Source organism: Pseudoalteromonas sp. CNAT2-18.1, assembly GCF_022347865.1.
In the GTDB taxonomy this organism is placed as follows: domain Bacteria; phylum Pseudomonadota; class Gammaproteobacteria; order Enterobacterales; family Alteromonadaceae; genus Pseudoalteromonas; species Pseudoalteromonas ruthenica.
In genome coordinates this window covers 177,066-201,615 of record NZ_JAKRFR010000003.1, presented here as the reverse complement: position 1 = coordinate 201,615, position 24,550 = coordinate 177,066, and the positions used below count along the sequence as shown (strand labels likewise).

General features: G+C 44.0%; 20 protein-coding genes and 2 pseudogenes. 10 read left to right on the top strand and 12 right to left on the bottom strand.

The window, feature by feature from the left end; genetic code table 11:
- The first annotated feature begins 39 nt into the window (after nucleotides 1-39).
- Nucleotides 40-601 (top strand): annotated as a pseudogene (locus MHM94_RS07750) (manganese efflux pump MntP family protein).
- Nucleotide 602: 1 nt separating this feature from the next.
- Here MHM94_RS07750 and MHM94_RS07745 read toward each other — a convergent pair.
- From MHM94_RS07745 to MHM94_RS07715, 7 genes are all read right to left on the bottom strand, one after another.
- On the bottom strand, nucleotides 603-821 hold the full coding sequence (locus MHM94_RS07745) for a GDCCVxC domain-containing (seleno)protein (protein WP_062566147.1): 219 nt from the start codon (nucleotides 819-821) through the stop codon (nucleotides 603-605).
- Nucleotides 809-1,198: an organomercurial transporter MerC gene (gene merC / locus MHM94_RS07740; RefSeq protein WP_016708222.1), complete on the bottom strand. Its 390-nt coding sequence runs from the start codon at nucleotides 1,196-1,198 to the stop codon at nucleotides 809-811. The genes MHM94_RS07745 and merC overlap by 13 nt, the downstream gene beginning before the upstream one ends.
- Nucleotides 1,199-1,258: 60 nt before the next feature.
- On the bottom strand, nucleotides 1,259-1,636 hold the full coding sequence (locus tag MHM94_RS07735; RefSeq protein WP_016708221.1) for a MerR family transcriptional regulator: 378 nt from the start codon (nucleotides 1,634-1,636) through the stop codon (nucleotides 1,259-1,261).
- Nucleotides 1,637-1,858: 222 nt separating this feature from the next.
- Nucleotides 1,859-2,323: a hypothetical protein gene (locus MHM94_RS07730; RefSeq protein ID WP_016708220.1), complete on the bottom strand. Its 465-nt coding sequence runs from the start codon at nucleotides 2,321-2,323 to the stop codon at nucleotides 1,859-1,861.
- On the bottom strand, nucleotides 2,320-4,404 hold the full coding sequence (locus MHM94_RS07725; protein ID WP_045979590.1) for a hypothetical protein: 2,085 nt from the start codon (nucleotides 4,402-4,404) through the stop codon (nucleotides 2,320-2,322). Before MHM94_RS07725 ends, MHM94_RS07730 begins: the two co-directional genes overlap by 4 nt.
- Nucleotides 4,401-7,172 carry a hypothetical protein gene (locus MHM94_RS07720; RefSeq protein WP_062566146.1) on the bottom strand — a complete coding sequence of 924 codons (2,772 nt, stop codon included), beginning with the start codon at nucleotides 7,170-7,172 and terminating at the stop codon, nucleotides 4,401-4,403. Before MHM94_RS07720 ends, MHM94_RS07725 begins: the two co-directional genes overlap by 4 nt.
- Nucleotides 7,156-8,646: a site-specific integrase gene (locus MHM94_RS07715; RefSeq protein WP_045979589.1), complete on the bottom strand. Its 1,491-nt coding sequence runs from the start codon at nucleotides 8,644-8,646 to the stop codon at nucleotides 7,156-7,158. The genes MHM94_RS07720 and MHM94_RS07715 overlap by 17 nt, the downstream gene beginning before the upstream one ends.
- 85 nt (nucleotides 8,647-8,731) lie before the next feature.
- On the opposite strand from MHM94_RS07715, the pseudogene MHM94_RS07710 reads away from it, so the two are divergent.
- Nucleotides 8,732-8,989, top strand: a pseudogene (locus MHM94_RS07710) (PhoH family protein); the annotation flags it as partial.
- Nucleotides 8,990-9,159: 170 nt separating this feature from the next.
- Nucleotides 9,160-10,062, top strand: a complete 903-nt coding sequence (locus MHM94_RS07705) for a diguanylate cyclase (protein ID WP_152440317.1) — start codon at nucleotides 9,160-9,162, stop codon at nucleotides 10,060-10,062.
- Between the two features lie 28 nt (nucleotides 10,063-10,090).
- Here the strand turns inward: MHM94_RS07705 and MHM94_RS07700 are convergent, their stop codons facing one another.
- Both MHM94_RS07700 and MHM94_RS07695 read right to left on the bottom strand, forming a co-directional pair.
- Nucleotides 10,091-10,468, bottom strand: coding sequence for a DUF3192 domain-containing protein (locus MHM94_RS07700; RefSeq protein ID WP_235419343.1), 378 nt, complete (start codon nucleotides 10,466-10,468; stop codon nucleotides 10,091-10,093).
- A gap of 139 nt (nucleotides 10,469-10,607) precedes the next feature.
- Nucleotides 10,608-11,552, bottom strand: coding sequence for a D-2-hydroxyacid dehydrogenase (locus MHM94_RS07695; protein WP_235419344.1), 945 nt, complete (start codon nucleotides 11,550-11,552; stop codon nucleotides 10,608-10,610).
- 163 nt (nucleotides 11,553-11,715) lie between these two features.
- Between MHM94_RS07695 and zntR the strand changes: the two genes are divergently transcribed.
- The 4 genes from zntR (at nucleotide 11,716) to MHM94_RS07675 (ending at nucleotide 14,898) form a co-directional block, all read left to right on the top strand.
- A complete protein-coding gene (gene zntR / locus MHM94_RS07690) occupies nucleotides 11,716-12,129 on the top strand; it encodes a Zn(2+)-responsive transcriptional regulator (RefSeq protein WP_045979585.1) in 414 nt (137 codons plus the stop codon).
- A complete protein-coding gene (locus MHM94_RS07685) occupies nucleotides 12,113-13,279 on the top strand; it encodes an SO_0444 family Cu/Zn efflux transporter (protein ID WP_235419345.1) in 1,167 nt (388 codons plus the stop codon). Before zntR ends, MHM94_RS07685 begins: the two co-directional genes overlap by 17 nt.
- 103 nt (nucleotides 13,280-13,382) lie before the next feature.
- Nucleotides 13,383-14,495 carry a 1-acyl-sn-glycerol-3-phosphate acyltransferase gene (locus MHM94_RS07680; protein WP_022946335.1) on the top strand — a complete coding sequence of 371 codons (1,113 nt, stop codon included), beginning with the start codon at nucleotides 13,383-13,385 and terminating at the stop codon, nucleotides 14,493-14,495.
- A gap of 154 nt (nucleotides 14,496-14,649) precedes the next feature.
- On the top strand, nucleotides 14,650-14,898 hold the full coding sequence (locus tag MHM94_RS07675) for a DUF1289 domain-containing protein (RefSeq protein WP_138590315.1): 249 nt from the start codon (nucleotides 14,650-14,652) through the stop codon (nucleotides 14,896-14,898).
- Here MHM94_RS07675 and MHM94_RS07670 read toward each other — a convergent pair.
- Nucleotides 14,893-15,600, bottom strand: coding sequence for a transporter substrate-binding domain-containing protein (locus MHM94_RS07670; RefSeq protein ID WP_162197075.1), 708 nt, complete (start codon nucleotides 15,598-15,600; stop codon nucleotides 14,893-14,895). The genes MHM94_RS07675 and MHM94_RS07670 overlap by 6 nt on opposite strands.
- Nucleotides 15,601-15,818: 218 nt before the next feature.
- Here MHM94_RS07670 and MHM94_RS07665 point away from each other — a divergent pair, with 218 nt between their 5' ends.
- From MHM94_RS07665 to MHM94_RS18505, 3 genes are read left to right on the top strand one after another with little or no spacing between them, the layout of a single operon-like run.
- A complete protein-coding gene (locus tag MHM94_RS07665; protein ID WP_026111308.1) occupies nucleotides 15,819-16,028 on the top strand; it encodes a DUF3283 family protein in 210 nt (69 codons plus the stop codon).
- Nucleotides 16,025-16,453 (top strand): GNAT family N-acetyltransferase, encoded by a 429-nt coding sequence (locus tag MHM94_RS07660; protein WP_045979581.1) that lies wholly within the window; start codon nucleotides 16,025-16,027, stop codon nucleotides 16,451-16,453. The genes MHM94_RS07665 and MHM94_RS07660 overlap by 4 nt, the downstream gene beginning before the upstream one ends.
- Nucleotides 16,454-16,490: 37 nt before the next feature.
- Complete coding sequence (locus MHM94_RS18505) at nucleotides 16,491-20,903, top strand: EAL domain-containing protein (protein ID WP_235419346.1); 4,413 nt, start codon at nucleotides 16,491-16,493, stop codon at nucleotides 20,901-20,903.
- Nucleotides 20,904-20,909: 6 nt separating this feature from the next.
- On the opposite strand, the gene MHM94_RS07650 is transcribed toward MHM94_RS18505, so the two are convergent.
- Both MHM94_RS07650 and MHM94_RS07645 read right to left on the bottom strand, forming a co-directional pair.
- Nucleotides 20,910-21,857 carry an ion transporter gene (locus MHM94_RS07650; protein WP_045979579.1) on the bottom strand — a complete coding sequence of 316 codons (948 nt, stop codon included), beginning with the start codon at nucleotides 21,855-21,857 and terminating at the stop codon, nucleotides 20,910-20,912.
- Between the two features lie 6 nt (nucleotides 21,858-21,863).
- Nucleotides 21,864-24,539 (bottom strand): bifunctional acetate--CoA ligase family protein/GNAT family N-acetyltransferase, encoded by a 2,676-nt coding sequence (locus tag MHM94_RS07645; protein ID WP_235419347.1) that lies wholly within the window; start codon nucleotides 24,537-24,539, stop codon nucleotides 21,864-21,866.
- Nucleotides 24,540-24,550: the final 11 nt, after the last annotated feature.

The window sequence follows — 24,550 nt, the reverse complement described above, 5'->3', positions numbered from 1 at the left end:
CACGTAATCTTATAACAATTTTATTCAGGTTTAATCGATTTGTTTGAAGTATTTGTATTAGCTATAGCACTCAGTATGGACGTGTTTGCAGTATCCATAGGCTTAGGTTCTAAAAAAGTAGCAAATGCTGAAAAACTCTTTATTAAAGCCGTTGCTTATTTTGGATTTTTCCAAGGCTTTATACCTCTTTTAGGCTATTACAGCGGTAAAGGATGATCATCTTGGATTGAAGATTATGCACCTTGGATAGCTTTTATTTTGCTATTATTTATCGGTGGCAAAAATGATTTATGAGTCCCAATCTGAAGGAATTGAAGAAGATATTGCTAATGTTACTCATCGTGTGCTATTTGTTCTTGCTATTGCCGCCAGTATTGATGCAATGGCGGCAGGTTATGCAATCACATTGCTTGAGGTAGACATAGCCGTAGCTTGCTTGATAATAGGCGTCACGACGTTTGCCTTTAGCTAGATTGGTGTGAATATCGGCGAAAGAAGTGGCGTATGGCTGGAGTCTAAAGCTGAACTATTTGGTGGTTTAGTGTTAATCGCAATCGCATTTAAGATATTACTTGGTTGGCACAGAACCACCGAATACTAGGCTACTTACCTGAGCAACATGCATTGCCTTCTTGAATAGGAGGACACTTAACTGTTCCATAAGAGCAGTAAACGCAACAATCACCTTTGAACGGTTTAAGTAGTGCTTTACAGCTTTCGCATTCGTAATACCATTGGCAAGCGTTTGTAGGCATGGTTTCAACTTTGCTAAATCCACATTCAGGGCAAGTTATCTTAGATTTTAATTCTATACCTTGCATACTGGTTCCTTAATGGGCTTAACAATATCTAAAATAGACATTACGACCATCCAAATGATCCCAAAGTAAAATAAGTAAGTGCTCCAGTCGTATTGCCATAAAGGATAAAGGGTCAGCAATACTGCAATTGGGCCAATGACACTTAAAATGCCTCTTAATGACTCTCGATGTTGATACCAATTATAGAAATTAACTAACAACGCTAGTGAAGCAAATAATGGCAATAAGGTGTTCACCGCTATCCCTTCAAAATGTGAAAGAAAACCTAACCCAAGCGCAGATGCCAATGAGCCGAGCGCAGGAAAACATGCTGTGCAACTAAGGGCGGCTAGCCAAACGCCACCAGAACCTACTTTATCTAGAATTTTATTGATCATAACTATCTACCTCAATTTTTAAGGTAGTATAAACTCCGTACATAAGTACGGGGTCAATAGCTATTTAAGTGAATTTATTACCGGGCAGGATTGAGGGTCTTGATTGGCCTTGCAAGAATCTGTCATATCTTGAATTACTTTCTCTAACCGCTGTAAATCAGCAATTTTATTACGGATGAGATTAAGTTTTTGCAATCCCATCGATTCTATATCAGCGCAACTGCTACTTAGTGACATCAGTGATTCAATTTCTTTCAGCGTAAACCCTAATGCTTTAGCTTTCAGAATAAATTTGAGTTGATTAGCGTGTGTCTCGTCATACTTTCGATAACCTGATTCGGGTTTTGGAGGCTGCTCTATTAAACCTTGGCGCTCATAAAAGCGGATCGTTTCAACATTGATATCTAAATCTTTTGCCAGTTTTCCAATGGTTCTCATAAACATACTCTTTAGAAGCAGAGACATCATTATACAATTAATGCGGATTGCCTAAACTCAATTTTATTGCATGAACGGGGTCGCTAAGCGTCCGCTTTGTAGAATTAAGTTCACATATCCAGATCACTCTGACCGTCTCTTGTTCGCTCTTGCTGCCTGTCAGGTGAAGTCTAAACCTAATCAACAAAACTGTAAGATGAGATATGAGCTACTACATCTAATCTATTGTTTCGTTGAAACTAATTCAATAATTTCACCAGTAGACGTATCCACTCTTATTTCTGTATGTTGCCCTGAGTGCTGAAGTTGATTTTTTAAATCAGCATTAATCAGTTTGAGCTTATCTATTTCAGCGTACATTTCTTGTAATCGCACCAGTAGCTTTTCAAAATCCTTATCGATTTCCTTAGGGTCAATCTCGTTTTTTTGCTTTTCTTTAGCAAGCTTGCTTTTTAGTTCGGCTACCTTTGTTCTGAGTTGTTTTATTAAATTATCTTTATTTTTTTCTTCCCAAGTTAATTGAGCTTTTTCAATATTTTCTCGTAACTTTACCCATTTTTCTTCTTCTTTAGATAGATTTGCAATATTTCTTTTAGCTCTCGTTGCTACTGCATTTTTGGTTATCTTGCTGCCATCAGATTTCATCTCTTCAAAAGCACGTTTTATATCATCGTATGCGCTACTCATGCTTGTTCTCCTTGGTTTGTATGCGCTTTGCCTTCATCTAATACATAGTCAGCTGCTGCTATATTATTTTTCCAGTGAATAGCAAATAGCTCGTAATCTTCTTGCTCTTCTTTGGTTAATGCCGCATATGCCTCTAGTTTCTGCGTTGCTTCTTTTTTTATTATTTGCCAATTGACCTTGTGGCGTTTGGTAATGATTTTACTACCACAATACACACAGCCACTAGGGATTCCTGCTCCTTTTATCTTGCAAGCTTCTCCCGCAGTGCAGTACCCCGTAGGTAAGCCACGTATGTTTTTAATATTTTTGACGAGAAATTTTTTCAGTTCTTCAATTGAACTGAAATGGATCTGCTTAATCACAGTCGAATCTTTACTTTGACTATCAGTAATACCTATTATCAGATCTTTAGATGTTTTATTAATTTGCTCACCAGCACCACCTTTAAGTGATTGTGACTCGGCTTCATCTATTAACTCTTCTGCAACACGGTCAATTAAAATCTCATTAAACTCTTCAGTAGTTTTAATTAAAGTTGTTGAGGCCAAAAATGCTCTTCGAGTATAAACAAACGTCATTAGGCTAGTTAAATGTTTAAATTGATATCTAATATCATCAAGCTCACCTAATTTATTGGCAATGACAAAGTAGGCCAACGTATGTCGAAACATGTGAGCGGTTAATCTAAACGTATCGCCTTCTTCGTATGGGACACCTCTATTCTCTCCTCTAACTTCTTTGTAGTTAGATTCAAGGCGTTCAAGCTCTGCTATATCATCATCGTCTAGAGTTAAGTCAAAAAGCTCAATGTTTTCACTGTTTTTAACCTCAAATTTTGTGAATCGCCCAGCATCGCTAAAACTAACACTACAGCTACTATGTGAAACCCCGAAAAGACGGTTTCTTTCTAACCCTTCTTTCAAATTGTGTGCTTGACTACTTGTTATATTGGCTCTGCATGAAGAAAGTACAGCTTTTGCCCTTTCTTGCATACCGATCACATATTTTTCGTAAATACCAACACACTCATGTACTTCAGCGTTTGAAAACCATTCCATCTCAACCTTACTGTTGTCGGTTTTGGTCATAATTGCCGTAATGTAATAAATATCATCTTTGTAATTGGCACAGCCAACCTTGCATGTAAGTACTTCGTTATATCTCATACCTGTATAGGCCAAGATATTAATGTATGTGGCTAATTTTAAATCTTCTAATTCTTCGGATAATTGAATGAATTCCTCTTCATTGGGTAAGTTTCTTACATGTTTTGCTATTAGCTCACCTGTATTCATTTTGGGCGGTGGTTCAATGGAGCCTTCATGTAAACTATCTATTAAGCGTGCATTTAATTCTAGCCATCGTTCTATCTTATCCTTAGAGTTTTCAACTATTTTTTCTGCAAACTTCAGAATTTTTTTCATTACTTTAGTAGGAATGACAGGGTGCGAATAAGTGACTGGTCTCGGATGGTGTAACTCGTTTAGTTGGTTAAGCACATTAATAAAAACACTACACACCTTAGGGCCAAAAAGACGAAAGCTTCGTTGCACGTCAAATAGTTTAGTAAATGAGTGTGATTGTCTGTAAATAGCTATTTTCCCGACTTCATATAAATAGTCTTTTATGAGATTCCTAATAACTAAGTCAGATTTGAACTCCAACTCATGAAATGAGTGATAACCTCTTTGTCTTAAGAAGGCTGCAATTAAATTTAGATACGTTACATCATTTTGAAGTGTAGAGATTTTTAGAGGTTTACCGCCTACAACATCACCATGTGTGAGTTTAATTAGTGAATAAATTCGAATTTGATATGCTAATTCATCAACACCTTTAAAATTCACATTTCTTTGCGTTTCTTCATAGCTTATCCAAGTGTCATCGCCAAAGTGAATAGTGCCATGTTTAGCAATATTCAATGCTCTGTTTTCCCACAAAGCAATCGAATTAAAAGCGCTAGTATCATCAACTTTAAAATCTTCTAACACCTGAACCAAAGGTTTTATAGTGATTTGACCTGTATGTGTTTTTACAACAGCGATATCAAGTAGTTTTGTTTTAGTTATCTCTTTGGTCATAGCAAACCTGTGTTTTTCCAATGAGGATGAATACCCTCTGTTCTCAATAATTCTTTTCCATCAATCACAGCTTGAGCATTAAGCTTGGCAATATCAGTTAATATTTCGTTAACTCTATTTTTCAACTGCTCTATGTTTTCCAGTTGCTCTGTTACAGAGTCAAATGTTGCGGCTGAGTTTTCCATATCAGCAACAACAAAATCCCGGTATGACAAAAGTTTCCAAACATGCAATGCGTCAGCAACACAGCGATAGAACGGACACCACAAGCATGCGTTAAAGTCGGCACATGCATGCTCGTTTGTATCTCGCTGGTCTAATAATTTCCTGTTTTGAGATTCGAATGCCACTACTGCGGATTTATCTTTTGAGTTAATGCATGTGCCATTCGGGACTTTTTTACCGTCTTCTGGTGGAGTCTGCAAAATGATTACTTTGTCGGTAACATCGCGAACAAAATAGTCTGCCATTGTTTTTGTCGCTCTGTTGATTGTCATTGCAACATCTTTGTTATCTTGCATTAAATAATGACGCAAGAACGTTTCATAAGAGTGCTTGCCAGCTTTTTGATACCACTTAAATTCTTTGGCAACTTTTCGGTAAATGTAGTTAAGCCCTGATTTTCTGATCTTTTGCGAATTAAATACGATATCACACCCAAGCTCAGTCAATATCCTATCTATAGTGGTCTTGAAACGTGATGCTGTTAATAATTGAATCTTTACTTCTCCAATACTATTTACTTTGGGAAAAACAAAAATTCTTTTTGATAGGTTCTCAATAGAAGGGCGGTAAATAGACGTAAGTCTAGTCGCAGCCTTAATATCAAATATTACTGGTTCGACAACGTCGCCGTATAAGACGCCTTCTTTTTCTAGATCTTCGGCTTTAATTTCAAATTTATGCCATTGAGTTTGATAATTAGCTCGGCGTTTAAATAAACGAAGAGCAGGAGTTTTACTTGAATGTAATGGCGTGTTAAAGAAAAATAAGTCGTCAGTATCAAGCTCTAGCGTAGGAGTTGAATTCCAACCAGTTTTCAATATGACTTTTGCTGCATAAAGTGTAACTTTGTCTTTAATTGTGAGTAAGGTCTCAGAAAGCCCTTTTTCTATGTAATATGCTAATTCTACTACTTCTCTATATGAGTAGAGTTTATCTTGATTCTGAGATAGTTGCTCTTGATGTTGTGCAGTTAATTCGGTGTTGACCGGAAAGCTTTTAATAGTATCTAGACCATAAAACGATAGTAATTTGTCGATAGCGCTCTGATATTGATTACCAACAAAAACCGACAAATCGCCTTGTTTTGATTTTAGTTGAATTGCCTCTCTTATAGCCTTTAGTATCTCACAGTTATTTTCAACAAAAGCATGAACCCCATGACTGGCAATAAGCTTCATTTGTTCATCTGTTAATGATGATGCATTTTCTTTCAATGCTCTAGCCATACTACCTATGTAACCTTTGAGAGTGACGATACCTATGCTCTCGCCATCAATTCGCTTTGTAAAAACTTTATGGTATTCGACTAGGTTTTGATAAAATTTATAGGCATTGTCATATACCCACTCATGCTTCTGCCATTCGGTAGTGTCACTTTCTTTAAGGTAATAGCCCAATGAGTAGGGTAATAAACTTTCCTTTGCGATTTTTTCACCCGTAACAAAGTGGTAAAGGTCCAATGCAGCGTTTAGTAGCAGTAAAAACTGCTGGTTATTTTGAGTTTCTTCTTGGTAATGCTTATAAAGGTATTTAAATCCCTGAAGGCCATTTTCTGCAAACCCTTGAATTCCACGCTCACTAAGCAGCTTAATTATTGGTGATGCTACGCTACCAGCACTATTCAACCACCTTGGAAATGATAAAGTTGAGGATCTAACTCTTGTTGTATTAGCTTCCGAAGCGCTTGCTATCTGATTTTTCAAAAAAGCATCAACTTCATTGCCAAATTTGGATGATATGCTTTGTGCATACCCTATTACTTCGGCTTCAGTTTTAAATTGATTGACTCTAGCTTTACCCCACACATCGGGTAGTATAAATTTTAAAAAAGTACGGAAGTTGTGATTGCATATAAATGATGAAACGAATTCCCTATCCTGTAATGTTGCCAATAATGGCAGTTTGACGCGTTCAGTATTCTTAAAAGTATCATGTAGACAAAGATTTATAATAGCTGTCGCAGTTTTGAGGATATTGTCCCCAATAGAAGAATCTTTGAGGCTTAATTCTGGAAGGACGAGATAGTCCAGATATTTATTTAGTAATTTACGAATCTCTTTTACTTGATGGAATTCAAGTTCGAATAATTTAGTTATGTCGATTGAAGTAGCCCCATTTACTAGCCTAAAAGGAGCGTTGATAGCGTTATCATAAAAATGAAACTTAGCTAAGTTTTCTAAGGCTTCTTCTATACGAGTAGCATAACTAGGTAGCTTGACATCATTTATTTCATTAATGCAAAAGTATTCCAGTTCTTGCCAAATTTCAAAGTCTGATAGAGCATTTAATCCCGAAGTTTGAATTGATGTCGCAGTATCTGTACTAACCTTATTAAGGGCTAGAGGAAGAGTGTGTTGTAAACTGACACAAGCATTCCGCAAGCGACTCATTGAAATAGCAGTGTCGTCATCTGCGCTAATATTGTTTTCTTTGTCATATGCCCTGTTAAATAAAACGTCTAACTGTTTGGCTAGAACAATTGAATGAGGTTTAAATCTAGCAGGAATACGATTGGACTTCCGCGTTTTAACTTGCTGCTGCATCTTCAGCCTCACGCATCAGTAATTCGTCAACATCACCGTAGATATCTTTCACCCACTCTGACATTGCTCCGTATGCATCCACTGCTACACTTTTGGCAAAGTCGATGTAACGTTTGGTTGTTTTAAAACTTTCGTGACTCATCAAGGTCATTAGTGTCTGTCTGATGGAACTCTCCGATTCACCTTTGTCAATTAGGTATTTAGCGACATAAGTAGCAAAGGTAGCGCGTAAGTCATGGAATGTGCGTAATAGTATTTCTAATCCCTGCTTCCTTTGTTCTTTTCTAACTATGGAAATAGTATTCCCCGGTGTATCTTCGCTTATCCGCGATCCTGAACTATTCATAAACAAAGGAAGCGGATGTTCACTATTGTCCATACCATGATTAGTCTCATGTTTGGTACGTCGCTTCATATTTTGAATTGTCAAAGTGTGATTGTACAAAAGCTTCATTAGAACTCGCGCTATTGTTAATCTCACTGGCTTATGTCCTTTTCGTACAATGTTCAATTTTGGAATACGTTTCTCGTTTTCTTTTTCATCAGGATCAAAAAGGTCTTTCTGGTCGATGGCTGAAATCTCAAAAGAACGAAGTCCACCTAGCAAAGCACATTGCAAATAAAGCTTATAAGTCTCTTTTTGAGCCGTATCCGTCTCCAGCAACTGTTTAAGTTCTTTTGGAGAATATGGTTGTAGATCTTTTTCGGGTGAGTCTTCCTTTTGTTTCAATGTATTTGGAATGCTCAAATTACTAACCCACTTCCATAAGCCTCCAGAACGTGTGTTGCTAGTAGGTAATTGAAACAATGAACTTACACTTGATTTAGCTTTCGATTTAATACGTACCTGTTTGTATTCAAGTGAGAAGGGGAGGCTATCTATAGCCCCGCGCTTATGGCTCCATATATAGAATGCTTTAACAGCTCTAATTCGTTCTTGAGCGCTGTTAAAGCTTATGCGTTTAGACTTATCTTTGGTTTCGACTCTTTCACATAAATGTTTGTGATATCTCCACACAGGTAACCTAGAAATATCATCATCTACAGATTGTTTTGAAAGTGGTGCAGTTATTACTTCAAAATAGGATGCATCATCTTTATCCAACCAATCTAAGAAAGCTTTTAAGTGCTTAGCTATACTGCAAACAGACTTAACATCTAATGGCTTTCCCGGTTGGCTGGCATGATAAGCGTCACTAAAAGCCTCATTGTCTATTTGATTCTTTTTGAGACTGAAATGACCTTCAAAGCGGTGCATTAAAAATAAGTTCATTTCTTGGCATTCGGTGAAGCGAGTCGGGTGATATAGCACTGGAAAATTAGGTTCTATTTTATCGTGCCTATATGAGTGAGTTCTGATGCCTTTTTCAGTCTTAATAGGTTGCCCTGATTTATCGAGGTGAAAAGACATTCCTTTTCCAAAGTTGACTGATGCTTTAATTATTTTAGTTTTTGTTGTATTTCGAAGTATCATTTTCGTTCACCTTTGATTCTTAGCTAGAGTATGTGTGTAAAAACTTTTTTGTTCAAGTTTATTAAGGGTATGATAGTATTATATCAATTCGGGGGTGTTGCTTGATGAGAGTCAGAATTTAACAGCCTCACAGTTGAAAACGATCATCACGCGCTGCGGGGCGGGCACTAAATTGATTTGTTCGGGGAATCTGGCGCAAATAGACAGTAACTATCTGACCCCAGTGACATCGGGTTTGACCTATATCGTTGAGCGCTTTAAGCATTTTGAGGGCAGTGCCACGGTAAATCTAAACGGTGTGGTGCGCAGTCGCCTTGCTTCATTTGCTGAAGAAAACCTCTAAGCATACAAGCTAATTCACTGTGTATGTGGCTAATTTCTGCCATATATTCAGTGAATTGTTAGGTATTTATGTCTAAACTGGGTAAATACGTTAAATAGCGGGTAAATTGCAGCCTAATTCATTCTTTTGTATTGGTTCTGCAAGCAGTTAAGACAAACTAGGGCAAATAAATGAGGTCAGCACGTATTCTTGTTGTCGATGATGACGAGTTAAATCGGGTGGTTTTGGAGAAAACGCTGAGCCCCAAGCACAAAGTGTTTGGTGTCGAAAGTGCTGAGGCCATGTTTGAGTGGTTAGCGACTAACAGTGTTGATCTGATCTTGCTGGACATCGTCATGCCCGGTATGGATGGTTACGAAGCGCTGCGTAAGCTTAAGCATGATGAGCGCACACAGCCTATTCCTGTCATTATCATTTCCGCCAATGATTCTCTCGTTGATGAAGCCAAAGGCCTTGAGCTCGGAGCCATGGACTACATAACCAAACCCTTTGGTAGTGCCATAGTGCGCGCGCGCGTTAAAAATCAGCTGACTATCAAGCAAAAGAACGACCTGTTAGAGATGCTGGCCAGTATCGATGGCTTAACCGAAATCCCCAACCGCCGCTATTTTGATGAACAGCTTTCGCGGGAGTGGCGGCGTAGTGTCCGCGCTGGGCTGCCGTTGTCTGTGGTGCTCATTGATATTGACTTTTTTAAACGCTACAACGATCACTATGGCCACCAACGCGGTGATGAGTGTTTGAAGAAAGTGGCTTCAACCTTGGTGGCCAATTGTCAACGTGGTAGTGACTTCGTCGCTCGCTATGGCGGTGAAGAATTTGCTGCTGTGCTGCCAGGGAGTGAAGAGGGGACAGCCATGGCGTTGGCACAAAAGCTAAAACGCGTTATAGAAGAGCTTAACGTGGCACATATAGACTCACCTGTTGCTGACCATGTCACTATCAGTATGGGGGTATCCACCTATCCTGGTTTTGGTGATGCGCAATCGGAATCACAGCTTATTGAGCGCGCTGACAGGGGTCTTTACAAAGCGAAGCAACAAGGGCGTAACACCATTGTATTTTTCGCATAAAAAAGCCACCCTGTGGGTGGCTGAACGTTTATAGCTTATTGATAAGCGCTTGGTAGGCGCTGTCACCTACACTGACTAAGGCGCCGTCAGCAAAAACCAAAGGAGTGCATTCGTCCTTTGAGATTTTGCCATCAGACTTTTTACTTTGCGTGGCGTAAAATAACACTTGGTAGTTGTCTTGTTGATGACGGAACGATTCACTGAAATCTGGCGTTCCCAAAGAATTTTTCACCTGCGCAAACCCCGTACCTAGCTGTAAGTCAGCAATATATATGCGGTTGTCTTTTTGTTGCTGCTGCCAATCACTGCCAGCCCTACGAGCATCAGCATCGCCATCATTCACTGAAACAACACAGCCTCCCAGTAAAGGAAGGGCGACTAAAGCGGCAATAAGTGTTTTTTTCATTGTTATATCCGTTATTAAGTATTGTTAACACCTGGGTAAGATAACAAATTTAATGCCAATATTTATTTGTCTTTATTATCATTAGGTTATTAAATTATCAAGGTGTCTCTTAGGCCTAGAAACCCATAGTTTAGTGAATCTAACTAACCTGATTGCGGATTTCACCATTGGCAAACCCAATAATATTCTTCGCCAATTGTTCAATGAGGCGGTCGCGGGCTTGGCGAGAGGCCCAAGCAATGTGTGGCGTTAACAATAAGTTATGGCCTTGATATGCAATTAATGGATTATCTGCGGTGGCAGGCTCACGTGTAAGCACATCTAACGCCGCACCGGCTATATCACCTTGCTCTAGGGCCGCAACGAGCGCTTGTTCATCAATAATAGGGCCACGAGCTGTATTGATGAGCACTGCACTTGGTTTCATTAAAGCGAATGCGTCGGCGTTAAATAGTTGCTGAGTCTGTGGCGTTAAAGGGCTATGAATAGAGACCACATCAGCGTTTTGCAGTGCTTGTTCAAAGCTAACCCGTCCTTCTCGTACTGGCTGTCCTTTACGCTCCGCAACAATGACCTTCATAGCGAAGGCTTCTGCAACGCGCGCCACCGCCTGACCTAACTCGCCATAGCCGATGATAGCAAGGGTTTTATCGGCAAGCTCCTCAATGGCATAATCCAAGCGACAAAACATATCACTTTGTTGCCACGCACCGTGATGGCAGTCATTAATGTAGCGATGAATGTTACCTAATAAGGCGTTGAGTAGGGCGAAGGTGTGTTGCACCACTGAGGCGGTAGAGTAGCCAGCAACATTACATACTGTGATGCCTTGCTTGGCAGCGGCTTGTAAGTCGATATTGTTGGTGCCGGTGGCAGCAACGCAAATCAGTTTAAGCTTGGGTAGCGATTGCATGTGCTCAGCATTTATCACTACTTTGTTGCTAACAATAACCTCGGCATCTTGGCAACGAGTAACAACGGACTGTGGCTCAGTTAGCTCATAAGAATGGAAGTCTCCGAGTTGCTCCAGTGGGGCTAAGCTATTGTCACCTAAAGTTTTTGCATCAAGTAGTACTATGTTCATAACTCTCTTCTCTCGTTTCGCCAGTGAGACAAAGTAGGCGTTAAAATAAGGTGGTTTAGCACTAGTCTTTCATGGTGACTTAGCGGACGCAAAAAAATATTGACCTTGGAGTTAACACTAAGGTCTACAATCAGTGACAGTTAAATAACTGCGAGAAAAACTAATGCGAATTTCAGAGTTAGCAAAAAAGGTGGACATGAGTCCCGATACGCTTCGTTACTACGAACAGCAAGGGCTATTACAGCCGCCTAATCGCACTGCAGCAGGATACCGGGATTATACGCACGCCCATTTAGCGCAATTAAACTTTATTCGTCGTGCTAAAGACGTCGGCTTTAGTTTGCAAGAAATCTCTGAGTTATTGAAGATTAACTTTGAGAAACAGCAGCATAGCTGTCATGAAGTGAAGCAACTTACGCTGCGAAAAAAGGCACTTGTGGCAGAGCGTATCGCTGAGTTGCAACGCTTTTATGCCTCTCTTTCACAATTGGCGGAGCAGTGTTGTGGCACAGAGTTACCGGCAGAGCATTGTTCAATTTTGACCGCATTGGAGGACGTTGATGGACTTACTAACTAATTTTTGGCAATTGTTTGTGCTATCTGCACCTTGGCTGATGCTGGGGCTGTTTTTAGCTGGGCTCATCAATGTATACCTTCCAGCTAACTTTTTGCAACGCCACCTTGGTAAAGAAGGCTTTTGGACAACTGTGAAAGCGGCTTTTATTGGCGCTCCCATGCCATTATGTTCTTGTGGCGTGATCCCTGCAGCCGTTGGGCTCAGACGGGCAGGCGCTTCGAAAAGTGCGACTACGTCCTTTTTAGTCTCCACGCCTGAAACTGGTGTCGACTCAGTGTCCGTATCCTATGTCTTACTGGGCCCTTTTATGGCTATTATTCGTCCTATTGCCGCAATTACCAGTGCCATTACCGCAGGTGTGCTAGTAGGTAAAGAGTCTAAGCCCGAGGCAACCCCAACACAGACATCGTCGCCGAGTTGCTGCGCCGAAAGAACGCCACAGCCGAGCACTTCATGTTGCACCAATAAGCAACAAGCGCCAGCACCCCAAGCTCCCACGCAGGCACAACAGGCTGATAATACAGCGCCGGCCTCATGCTGCAGTAGCCGCTCTAAAGCTACAAAAGAGTCCAGTTTCATGGCTAAGTTTAAGCAAGCGGTGCACTTTAGTACCACGAAACTGTTAAATGATACCGCCATGTGGTTAATGATTGGTCTGTTTTTCGCGGCGTTAGTGCAAACTTATGTGCCCGCTTCTTACTTAAGCCAGTGGGGCAGCGGATTATTGGCGATGACGGTGATGGTGCTTATCAGTATTCCAATGTACATTTGTGCCACGGCATCTACGCCAGTTGCCGCTGGACTGCTCATTGCTGGAGTATCGCCAGGCGCGGTATTGGTATTTATGCTAGCAGGACCTGCGACTAACATTGCCACACTCGGTGTTGTTGGTAAGGAGTTAGGCAAGCGCGCGATTGTTGCCTATCTCAGTGCTGTCATTGGTGTAGCCTTAGCATTTGGGTATTTAACGGATTGGCTGGTGGTACGGTTCGGCTTTGCAGTGAGCCCTTTAGTTGGGCATCAGCACGAGCTTATGGCACCGTGGTTATCGCAAAGCTTAGCCGTGATTTTACTGCTGTTGTTATTACGCTTGGTATGGCTTAAGTTGCGCGCCTGGCAAGCACCTGCGCAGCACCATGATAATACATAAAGGGTTGTATCCCTTACTGGTAAGAGTTGATAAACTTAGCGAATACGTAAATGGCGCGATACAATAAGCGCCGTTTTTTTGCCTGTGGTAATAAGGTGTAATCGTGGATAAGTATGCAGATATAAGACCCTATAATGACGACGAAGTAGCAGATGCTGTTGCCCGGTTGGTAGCAGATAATGACTTTGTTGATTTGATAGCGAAGCATAATTTGCCCGGTTGGCTTGCCGGTATGCGCTTTCTATCTCGCCCGCTGGTGCGTGCGAGCCTGAAACGTAAATGGGGCCAAGTAAACTCAGTGCGCCAGGTCCAGCTTGAAGTTGTGCATTATCTCGAGCGCATCATCCACAACACCACCTCAGAGGTCACCTATTCAGGGTTAGACAAGCTCGATAAAAACCAAGCATATCTGTTTATCTCCAATCACCGTGATATCGTGCTTGATCCCGCGTTGGTGAATTTTGGCTTGCACCAACATGATATGAATACCGTGCGTATTGCCATTGGAGATAATCTGTTACAGATCCCATACATCACTGAGCTGATGCGCTTAAACAAAAGTTTTATTGTAAAACGCTCGGCAAAAGCACCCAAAGAAATGCTTAAAGCGTTATCACAGCTCTCAGCCTATATTTATGACTCGTTGCAGGATGGCCACAGTATTTGGATAGCCCAGCGCGAAGGGCGTACCAAAGACGGTTTTGATCAAACCGATCCGGCGTTATTAAAAATGTTGCAATTGAATGGGCGCAAGCAAAAGAAAGAGTTTGCTGAGTATGTACGCGAGCTAAAAATTGTGCCGGTGTCCATTTCTTATCAATATGAACCGTGTGCGATATCCAAAGCGAAGGAGCTCTATCATAAAAAGCACCACGGCGAGTATATAAAATCTGCCGGTGAGGATATCAGCAGTATAGTAGAGGGCTTTACGACCAATAAAGGCCATGTCCACCTCGCTTTTGGTCAACCGGTGCAAAGTGGCTGTGATACCCCAGAGGATCTTGCAAAAACCATCGATAAGCAGATTGTTGAATCTTTTTATTTGCACCCAGGCAATTACATTGCCGCTAAGCACGGTGATGCGGTTGTTGATTCCGAGTCCGTTGATGTGAAGGAGTTTGATGAGCGTATGCGTGCGATTCCCGAAGAGCTACGCGATCTCGTTACGGCCCTGTATGCGCGCCCAGTACTGCGCAAGGAAGAAATGGATACCTAGGCTGGTAATTCAGAGTCTTTGGCATTAACGTTATACCTAGGGTTGGTTTTTAATACACACCAAGGGTAACAAAGGTTAGGGTAGTCAATGCGCTCGGCGTTATGCGCTGCAAGCAGCATTGAACCTTGGCCTAATCACACTGGGTAGAGCGTACATGCAGCAGCTGGAAATCTTTTCTATTGATAGCCCCTGCAAAGGGGTATGTCAGGTCAATAACCGTGGTTATTGCCTAGGCTGCTTTCGTTCTCGTGATGAGCGTTTTATGTGGAACCAACTCAGTGATGAGCAAAAACGTCACGTTAACCTACTTTGTCATCAGCGCTATAAGCGAGCAATGCAGCGCAAGCAAAAACAGGGTGACATCAACACACCTGATGCGGGGCAGGGAGAGCTTGATTTATAAGCCGTGCTTTTGTTTTAGGTAGTCAACAACGCCATTCTGTTTAAGGGTGTTTAACACCTCAAGTAACTCAGGGATCAACGCCTCATGGCGTTTATGCACGTAGTGGTAGCTGTAGTAATCATTAAGATGCTGGCGATGATAGCTGGGGTTGCTATGGCTGTCGAAAGCCTGTTTGAGGTGAAAGTCTAAGATGGCAATGCCATCAACTTGTCGCTGAGCTAAGAGATTTAATTGCGCCGACACGCTTTTTAGGCTGAGCCGCCGGCCTTGGTAATTTTGGCTGTCGAGATATTGTTCGGCTACCGGGTAACCGCTGCGCAGCACCACGCTGTTAAGATCGTTCAGTTGGCACTCGGCGCAGCGCGTAAGCATGATTAACTCAAACTTAAACAATGGAAAATCAACACGAACCAAATTAGCGTAACGAGATTCAATTGCAGCAATGCGCCCTAATTGCCCGTCTAAAGTTCCTTCGTCGGCAGCGCGTAATGCTTGTGGCTGGTCAAACTCTATCAACTCAAGCTGATATCCAAGCTGATCATAGGCTAAATCCATAAGTTCAATAACATAACGAGCTTGTGGTGTATCAACAGGCTTGTTAAAGGTCATGTTAGACGATGCATAGGCGCCAACAGACGCACTCAGCAGCCATAGCGAAGTAACATAGAGGATGGTGCGTTGTAACAAGGTTGAGTTAAGCATGCTATACCATAGTTTATGCGTGGCACTTCCTTGTTTCGCAATTGGGCTTACTCCGTTACCCATGTAAAATACGCGTTAAATTTCGCCACCATTCTAGGGAAGTTAGTTAGGTTTTTCTAGCACTTGTCGCAACTAAGCAACAAACTATCTACTTTTGCCCTAGGTCGGATTTGGTATAGTATAGTCAGGATATGAACACCAACCTGAGTGTAACTGCGATGAGTTTCAATTTGTGCCTACTGCCTCGCGAAGAAAAGTACCGTATTCAGCTAGACTACGAGGCCTCATTTTGGGCTTACCAAATAGTGCGCGGTAAAAATGCCCGCGACAAAGTTTATGAGGCGATTAATATTCGTCCTGTCTCTGAGCAAAATTATCTCAAGCAACAGTTTGAACATTATTTGGCATTGATGAGTGCATCGCGATGAGCGACGTTGATGTGCAGCGCCTTGCTGACATCGCCACCCCATTAGTTAACAAGTTTTATCAGGCTTATGGGGCTCGAGGTCGTGCCTCTAAGGCAGACCAGGTTTGGGTAGCCAGAGCCGATAGTGGCATCATTGGTGCAGCACGGTTGCTGCACTTGTCGGAGAACTTGCTACTAGCCGGCGTGTTTATTGCCCCACCGTGGCGGCAACAAGGGGTTGCTCGGGAGTTAATCAGTACTGTGTGCAAACACCAAAAGCAGCCCGTTTTTAGTTTTATTTATGCTCATTTAGCCGCTTTTTACCTCAGCTTAGGGTTTCAGCCCGAGCCCGATTTGCCCGACGAATTACAACAGCGATTTAATGCCTATCAGCGCCAAGGACGCGATATCTTGGCATATTGCCTGAATCGAGGAAACCATGCTTAGGGCTTTGCTAGTGTGTTGCTGCTTCTTAGCGTGTGCAGTGAGTGCCAAAGTACAACGACTGTCGCCGAATGAAGGACTGTCGCAAAGCTATGTCAGTAATATGTTGATCGATAAATACGGCTATTTGTGGTTGGGCACCGAAAGCGGTCTGAATCGCTACGATGGTTATCAGGTCATTGCTGTGGCCGGAGACAACGGCGAGCTTGATGAGGCGATGATCGACGCTCTCTATCAAGACCAACAAGGTCATATTTGGATAGCCTCATTACTCGCTGGCTTACATCGTTTTGACCCTGATACCGGGCGCACCGAGCAAGTGCTGGGGCCGCCACAGAGCGACGACGTTACGTTCGCTAAAGCGGTATTTACTATGCTGGCTATTGGCCCCAATGAGCTTTGGCTTGGTCGTGGTGAGGATGTGGCGAGCCTGAATATAGAGACCGGCGAAGTTACCTCATTGTTCACGCTGGAGAGTAAAGATGAGCGCTCTTTAGTAAGGCAGATGTTTAAATTCGGCGAGCAGGTCTATGTCGGTACTAGCTCGGGTGCCTATATCTACGATTTGCAGGCTAAGAAGGTCCGCTCTTTGGCACACCTTCCCGCAGGCATCAGTGGGATTCACCGTAATAATGTGAAGTCTTTCGCGGTGATAGACGCTGAACATTTGTTGGTTGGCTCGGTAAAAGGTCTGTATCAGCTTGATATTAACGCCGATGGTTCGCTCGCCGCTGATGCACATTCGCCTGCTAGCGAAATGTTAATAGCTGACTTGAACATATGGCAAATGCAGGTGTTAGGCGAAGACACCGTACTGTTGGCCACTGATAAAGGCTTATTTGAATTTAATATTTCCACCCGAGCTCTGCGTAAACGTCGCCAACTTATCGACAGCGAGTACAGTTTGTCAGACGCCAGTATTATCGCTATGCAAGAGACGCCGCAAGGGGATTTGTGGGTGGGAACCAAAAGTGATGGCGCCTTCTTTTTACCGAAAAAGCATTTTCAATTTGATAATCTAACAGCACAGAATTTACGTGGCGAGGGCCTGTCGCACCACAATATTTGGGCATCCACCGTGGTCGATAATACCCTTTATTTGGGGACTCACAATGGCCTTACTATTGTCGATACACAGCACAATAGCAGCCAAATTTTGTACAAAAACTATTTGAGCGATCAGCTTGATAATGCCTTTAGTATTTACAGGCTCATTCCTTTTGCTGATCAGTTACTGTTAAATACTACACGAGGCTTATTCTATTTCGATATTGATAGTACTGAGCTACATCGTGTTATTGCTACCAACAATGATCAGCAACAGTATTTGCAAGGCTGGTTACATGGCCTATACAAAACCCCAGATAACCGCGTATATGGAGTGAACCAAGACCAAGGATTCTTCTATTTCGACTTAGATACGAAAGTGCTCACGCCGCTGCACGGCGACCTTGATGAGTTTGATCCCTTCCTTGCGCTTGGCTTCAACAAACCACTGCCTGATAAGCCGAATCAACCCTTATTTTACAGTGGTGGTCAGTTGTTACGCCTTGATAGCGAGCAGCAAAAATTACAGTTGCTCTACGAAGTACCTCAGTCCCATGAAAACTTGGCGGTGAATCTCAACAGCTATGTCGTCGACCATCAAAATGTTTTGTGGCTATCGTTTTCTAACTTTGGACTAGTGGCGCTGGATGCGCGCACATTCGAGCTGATTAAACGCATCGATTTACAGAAACTAGGGCTGGGGACCTTAATGTATGATTTGGTGCTGGATGAGCATGGCATGATTTGGATGAGTAGCCACAAAGGTGTTTGGCGTTTTAATCCATTGACTGAGCACTTTCAGCAATATACCACCGAAGAAGGGTTGGCCACGAATGAGTTTAATGGCGGCTCTTTTAGCCGTTTTGATGATGGTCGAGTAGTGTATGGTTCCGTTAAAGGCGCAACACTTTTTTACCCACAGCAGAACCAGCCGCAGCGAGCGTTACTTAAGCGCGTCAATATTACTTCCGCGCAGCTCGCCTATCGGGAGTTAGATAAACAACTTAGCCCGTTAGAGCAAGTGCATCTAGAGCATGATGATATCGGCTTAGAGGTGTCTTTTGCGGCAATGATATATAACTATCAAGACCGTATTATTTTTCAATATCAGCTTGGCGACAGTCCCAAAGCACATACCAAAGATAATAACCGGGTGGTATTTTCAAAGCTTAACCCAGGTTTGCATACTCTCAAGGTGTGGGCACAGGACCCATTCACAGGCGAATTTACTGATCCCGCGCAGCTGCAAATCAAGGTCGATTATCCGCCTTGGAGCTCACCTTTTTACCTGACTTTATATGTACTGCTGGGGGCGACCCTGGTGGGCTTATGGCTGTACCGCCGTAATCAGATTCAGCGCATGATTATTGCTGCCCACAATGAGAGTAAAGAATCAGAAGCTCGGCTGAAACTAGCCTTGGACGGCAGTCACTCTGGGGTATGGGATTGGCGACAAGAGGGGAGCCAAATATACCAACCGCGCCTGCGCGAGGAACTGGGTTATGACTACGATAGCTGCCACTTAGATGATTATCTGGCGCTTATTCATCCTGATGAGCGGCAAAAGTTCCGTATTGAGTGGTTAGAGTTCTTGTCCACAGATAAGGGTTACTTCAACTGTGTGTATCGCCTGCGTCACAGCAACGGTTTATGGCGCTGGTATAAGGACTTTGGCAAAGTCATGGCGTGGCAAGACGATTTGCCTATGCAAGTTGCTGGTACCTATACCAATATGACCCGGGAGTTGGTATTTGAAGAAAATGCACGGCTATTTGGTGCAGCGTTTGAGCAAACCAGTGATTGGGTGATTATTCTTGATCATAAATTGCGTATCCGTGCCACTAACCAAGCGTTACGGGAGCATTTTAACTATTCACCAAGTACACGCTCAAGTCGACACCTCACTCTTGGGTTGAGCAAAAATACCCGTATTAACTACTTACGTATCTTGAATGACCTCAATGTGGGTGAGCATTATCAGAGTGAGGAAGTTGTCATTATTAAAAATGGTGAGCAGGTACCGGTACTATTGAAAATGAGTGCGGTGGCAGATGCTGAGCATCACCTCACCAGCTATATCATTATCCTTACCGATATCAGCGCGCCTAAAAACGCTCTCGCCAGTAAGCGTGAGCATGCCCATTACGATAGTTTAACGGGCTTGCCTAATCGGGCTCTTTTTATGGACCGAGTGGAACATGCGCTGGAGCAATCAGCACGGCAACAAAACCAGTGTGCATTAGTGCTGATTAATATTGCCAATCTTAATAAAATCAATAGTGCGCGTGGCTTCGAAAGTGGCGATCAGCTGTTACTTAGCCTCGCTTATAGGCTACAGCGTACGGTGCGTTCGCAAGACAGTCTAGGGCGTGTGAGTGGCGATGAGTTTGCATTGCTGTTGGAGAATATGGACGATGTCGAACATATCGTCACTGTGTGTAAAAAAGTACGCGATGTATTAACTCAGCCGTTCAAGCAGCGGGTAATGGAACCGCTGGTTGAGGTTAGTCTTGGGATCGCGCTTTTCCCACAAGACGCACAACGCAGTGACGAGTTATTAAAGTGTGCTGATTTGGCGATGTATCAGGCAAAGCGTCTAACCGGGAGCCACTGTCAGTTCTTTAAGCCGGAAATGAACGCTTATGTGCAACGGCGTATAGACACCGAAAAAGCAGTGGCATCTGCTTATGAGCAGTGTGAGTTCGTCAATCAGTATCAAGCTATTTTTGCAGCGCAGAGTCAGCAAGTTATCGGCTTTGAGGTGTTATTACGCTGGCAAAAGCAGCAGCAATTACTTGCTCCTGACGAATTTTTAGTTCATGTGCGCAAGCCCGAACTATGGTCTAGGTTATTTTTACAAACCCTAGAGCGAGCGATACTAGAGAGCCAGCTTTGGTTGCGCCAGCGTCACGATTTGACTATAAACATGAACCTGTCCGGGCGCGAGTTTAGCCAACCTGGGTGTACCGGCGATATTACTCACCTGCTGCGCAGTTTTAACTTTCCCCTCGCGCAGCTGATGTTGGAGATACATGTGAATGATTGGCTGCAGTTAGACGAGCAAGCCAAACAAGCATTGCAAATGCTTCAGCAAGAGGGTGTAAAAATAGCTCTGCAGGTCAATCGTGGTGATGACTTTTGTGTCCCTGAACTGTGTGGTGATACGCTCAGCGCAGTGAAGTTAGGTCCGCAGTTAGTTGCTGAAATTTGTATGGATATGTCGGTGCAAGCTAAAGTCACTCGTTTTCTCAAGGTGGTTAACGCCTTGGAGCTGACCGTGATTGCCGTTGGCGTGGAAACTGAGCGCCAAGCACAGCTGATGCGCGACATCGGCTGTGCCGCGATACAAGGATTTCACATGCAGCGCCCAGCCTTGGGCGACAGCATTGCTAGTTTGCTTAAGTAACCGCAGCTAATTTAGGTGATGCCCACAATGTGGGCAAAAGCGCTTTAAAGGATGTTTTTCCCGTACTTGTTGCTCTATTTGCGCGCACTCTTGCTTGCTCAGACCCAGCTCTACTCTTAATTCATCGAGATGTTCACGATCATCAACACAAATCACTCCGTCTTCCATCAGTTGGTAAGCTGTTTCGCTGTATCTATCACGACGTTGGCGCAGTTGGTCGGAGAAGCTAGATGCCAATAAGCCAGTGGGAATGGCCACCATCCCCATACTTAAAATGGTAATGATGCCACCGAATACCTTGCCTAACCCGGTGATCGGCACGACATCGCCATACCCTACGGTCGTCAGGGTGATCAATGCCCACCACATGGCCTTGGGAATAGAGCCAAACTTATCGGGTTGGACATCATGTTCCAGTAAGTAAATGCCACTGGCGGCGACGATTAAAATCACCGCCATAATAGAGAAGGCCGCAAACAAAGAGCCACTTTCTTCTCGAATGGTTTGCAGCAGCAACTGCATGGCCCGCGAGTAGCGTGTGAGTTTGAAGATACGCAGCAGTCGTAAGACCCGCAAAAAGCGCAAGTCGAAGGACACAAAGAACACCAGTAGAGAGGGCAGAATAGCCAACAAATCGATAATCGCCATGGGCGAGCAAAGGTAGCGCAGGCGCCGTTGCGTATCACTCAAAGTGCTGTTCTCAAAGCGCTCCAAATCAACACTGGTCCACAACCGAGCTAAATACTCAAGGGTAAAAATGCTCACCGATATAAGCTCAAAATAAGCGAAAAAGCCAATGTGCTGTTTAGCAACACTGGGCACCGACTCAATAACGATAGCAATGACATTGGCGAGGATCAGTGCCACTAAAATAGCGTCAAAGGCGTAGCCGTAATGGCGCACCCGGCCTCGTGATTCAAATACTTGTGCTAGGGTGTTTCTTATTCTTATCATCGTTTCTCATTCATTATTCAGCGGCAAGATCATCTCTATCGTGCCTTCTTCAAAGTCGCGACGCACGGTAAATCCGAGTTTGCGAGCCAGCTCAATCATCCCGGTGTTCTCCCACAAGGTGGTCCCTTGAACGCTGGCAACTCCTTGCTCTTTGCAGTAATCAATGGCCGCTTGCAGGAGCAGCCGGCCTAGGCCCAAACCTTGATACTGTGAGCCAATGACAATGGCAAATTCCGCTATGGCGTTATCTGGGTCCATAAGTACCCGTGATACACCTAAGGTGCAGTCTTTAGCATGGTGTTTACGGGTAACAATAAACGCCATTTCTCTGTCGTAGTCTATCTGAGTCATTTTCGCTAATTGTTCATGGCTAAAATGGGGCATTTCGCCAAAAAAGCGACGATAGCGATCCTCTTTCGACAAAGATTCATCAAACTCACGGTGTGCTTGCTCATCTTCGGGGCGGATAGGGCGTAGTAAGGCTTGAGAGCCGTCTTTGAGCGTTACCGGGCGCTCCCATTCTTTAGGGTAGGGGCGAATGGCCAAGCGCTTACGATGTGCTAGGCGTTGATAGTGACTGATTTCAATACAAGCATCAAGCACCAAAAACTGGCCTTGGGTGGCAAGCAGTGGGTTTAGCTCCAAGTGATGAATATCCGGTTGATCGATTATCAGTTGTGACACCCGGGTCAGTAGTGCGCAGAGTCGGTACTTATCCACTTTTTCTGGTAGCGTCCGCTCCTTGAGTACGCCCTTATCTTGGGCGCTGGCAATCAGGTATTTGGCCAAATTCATGTTTAACGGCGGCAGGGCGACCGCCGCTTGTGAAAAATCAAGGGCGCTCCCGGCCTCACCCAGCAGGATCACTGGCCCAAATTGGGGATCGGTTTTAATGGCAATGCGCAGCTCATGAGTACCGGCGCGCGGCACCATAGGTTGGATGGAAAAGCCATGAATATTTGCCTGTGGGTAGGTTTGCTTGATACGCAGCAAGATAGCAAACGCGGCTTGCTCTACCTCATGTGCATCATTGAGATTGAGCAATACGCCTCCGACCTCAGATTTGCTAGCAATGTCAGGGCTAATCAGCTTTAACACCACCGGAAAGCCACATTCGCTGGCCACCTCAGCAGCTTCGCTGGGAGTGGTCGCGATATGGGTAGTCACCGTATCAATACCATAATAGGCCAACAAGGGGGCCGCTTGATGAGTACTGAGGTAGGTTTCACCGCGACTTAAATGAGCATCAATAGCACTTTGGGTATCTTGGGCGTTAATTGCTAACTCATCAACGATGGATTCAGGGGTTTGCGTTAAGTGCTTTTGGTTACGGCGATAGTTAATTAGGTGCATATATGCGCCCACTGCGCCCTCTGGTGTGCGGTAGGTGGGAATGCCCCCTTGAGCGCATATCTTGCGCGCTTCATAGGCGGCATTTTCACCCATAAAATTGGTCATCACAAAAGGACGACGACGGCTATCGACTTGGGCCACGGTATCGACAATGATTTTCGCATACTCGGTACTCGGCGCCAGTGCAGAAGGAGTGTGAATAATTAATAAGTTCTCCACTTCTTTGGCTTCGAGCAATATTTTCAAGGCTTGTTGATAGCGTCCCGGGTCGGAGTCGCCGAAAATATCCACCGGGTTAGCGGCTGCTTCTGATTGTGGGATCACCGCATTGAGCGCCGCCAAGGTTTGGTCACTGAGCTCACAGAGTTTACCGGAGCTCTGTAGCAGGCTGTCCACAGCCATCACCGCCGGGCCGCCGCCATTGGTAAGAATACACAGCGGTTCGACTTTAAGCAGTTTAGGGTGCAGCGCCAGAGTTTGCGTGGCGGCAAATAGCTCGCGTAAATCAGCAACTCTGAGCATACCGGCGCGCTGAATAAGAGCATCGTATACCGCATCTGAGCTAGTGTTGCCGCCGGTGTGAGCGAAAGCAGCTTGGGCGCCGGCCTCGGTACGTCCGGTTTTGATAACAATCACCGGTTTACTAAAGGCAGCAGCACGCGCCGCAGAAATAAAGCCACGAATGTCTTTGAGGTTATCAATGTAAAGTAATACCGCTTTAGTGCGCGCGTCGCGACCGAGAAAATCAAGTAGCTCGCCAAAATCGATATCGAGGCAATCCCCGACAGAGACAAAGTAAGAAAAGCCAATATCTTTATGTTCGGCCCAGTCTAAAATGGTTGAGCACACCGCTGCCGATTGGGAGATAAAAGCGAGCTTCCCCGGACGGGTGACAGTGTGTGAAAAGCTGGCGTTAACGCCTAAATGGGGGATCATCAACCCCAAGCAATTGGGCCCCAGTAAATTCATTCCCAGCGCCTTACAATGCTGCGTGAGGCTGTGCTTTTGCTCGCTGCTAAGCCCGGCGGCGATAACAATAACGTTGCGGCATTGGCGCGCGGCTAATTCACTAATTAAGCTCGCAATGGTCTGCTTATTGGTGCAAATCACCGCGAGACTAGGAATCTGCGGCAGACTGGCAATATCGGCATAGGCCAGTACCCCATGTACCGCTTCATATTTCGGTGTGACTGGCATTATGGGGCCATTGAAGCCCCCTTGTAGCAAGTTACGCATCACGATGTAACCAGGGCGCGAAGGGTTATTAGAGGCGCCAATAACGGCAATCGATTGGGGGTTGAAGAACTGACTAATGCGTTTTACGCTCATAGCTCACTCTT

Coding starts and splice junctions, on each gene's coding strand:
- MHM94_RS07745 (WP_062566147.1), bottom strand. CDS start 821: ATGCAAGGTATAGAATTAAAATCTAAGATAACTTGCCCTGAATGTGGA.
- merC (WP_016708222.1), bottom strand. CDS start 1,198: ATGATCAATAAAATTCTAGATAAAGTAGGTTCTGGTGGCGTTTGGCTA.
- MHM94_RS07735 (WP_016708221.1), bottom strand. CDS start 1,636: ATGAGAACCATTGGAAAACTGGCAAAAGATTTAGATATCAATGTTGAA.
- MHM94_RS07730 (WP_016708220.1), bottom strand. CDS start 2,323: ATGAGTAGCGCATACGATGATATAAAACGTGCTTTTGAAGAGATGAAA.
- MHM94_RS07725 (WP_045979590.1), bottom strand. CDS start 4,404: ATGACCAAAGAGATAACTAAAACAAAACTACTTGATATCGCTGTTGTA.
- MHM94_RS07720 (WP_062566146.1), bottom strand. CDS start 7,172: ATGCAGCAGCAAGTTAAAACGCGGAAGTCCAATCGTATTCCTGCTAGA.
- MHM94_RS07715 (WP_045979589.1), bottom strand. CDS start 8,646: ATGATACTTCGAAATACAACAAAAACTAAAATAATTAAAGCATCAGTC.
- MHM94_RS07705 (WP_152440317.1), top strand. CDS start 9,160: ATGAGGTCAGCACGTATTCTTGTTGTCGATGATGACGAGTTAAATCGG.
- MHM94_RS07700 (WP_235419343.1), bottom strand. CDS start 10,468: ATGAAAAAAACACTTATTGCCGCTTTAGTCGCCCTTCCTTTACTGGGA.
- MHM94_RS07695 (WP_235419344.1), bottom strand. CDS start 11,552: ATGAACATAGTACTACTTGATGCAAAAACTTTAGGTGACAATAGCTTA.
- zntR (WP_045979585.1), top strand. CDS start 11,716: ATGCGAATTTCAGAGTTAGCAAAAAAGGTGGACATGAGTCCCGATACG.
- MHM94_RS07685 (WP_235419345.1), top strand. CDS start 12,113: ATGGACTTACTAACTAATTTTTGGCAATTGTTTGTGCTATCTGCACCT.
- MHM94_RS07675 (WP_138590315.1), top strand. CDS start 14,650: ATGCAGCAGCTGGAAATCTTTTCTATTGATAGCCCCTGCAAAGGGGTA.
- MHM94_RS07670 (WP_162197075.1), bottom strand. CDS start 15,600: ATGCTTAACTCAACCTTGTTACAACGCACCATCCTCTATGTTACTTCG.
- MHM94_RS07665 (WP_026111308.1), top strand. CDS start 15,819: ATGAGTTTCAATTTGTGCCTACTGCCTCGCGAAGAAAAGTACCGTATT.
- MHM94_RS07660 (WP_045979581.1), top strand. CDS start 16,025: ATGAGCGACGTTGATGTGCAGCGCCTTGCTGACATCGCCACCCCATTA.
- MHM94_RS07650 (WP_045979579.1), bottom strand. CDS start 21,857: ATGATAAGAATAAGAAACACCCTAGCACAAGTATTTGAATCACGAGGC.
- MHM94_RS07645 (WP_235419347.1), bottom strand. CDS start 24,539: ATGAGCGTAAAACGCATTAGTCAGTTCTTCAACCCCCAATCGATTGCC.